We start from the raw sequence: 282 nt of genomic DNA, 5'->3' as shown, positions 1-282 counted from the left end.
CAAACGGTATTGATATTATCCGTATCTTTGACTGTATGAATGATTTACGTAACTTAAAAGCTGCTGTTGATGCAGCGAACAAAGAAAAAGGCCATGCACAGGTAGCACTTTCCTATACACTGGGAGATGCATACACACATGAGTACTGGATCAAGATGGCTAAGAACGTAGAAGAAATGGGTGCAAACTCTATCTGTCTGAAGGATATGGCAGGTCTTTTACTTCCTTACGAAGCTACCAGCCTCATCGGAGAACTGAAAAAAGCAGTTAAGATTCCGATTC

The 282-nt window shown here is 41.1% G+C and carries 1 pseudogene; it reads left to right on the top strand.

Going from position 1 to position 282, the window contains the following annotated elements:
• Nucleotides 1-282, top strand: a pseudogene (locus ACH2DQ_RS19655) (oxaloacetate decarboxylase subunit alpha); the annotation flags it as partial.

Source organism: Robinsoniella sp., from assembly GCF_034124845.1.
This window is presented reverse-complemented; position numbering and strand designations above follow the sequence as displayed.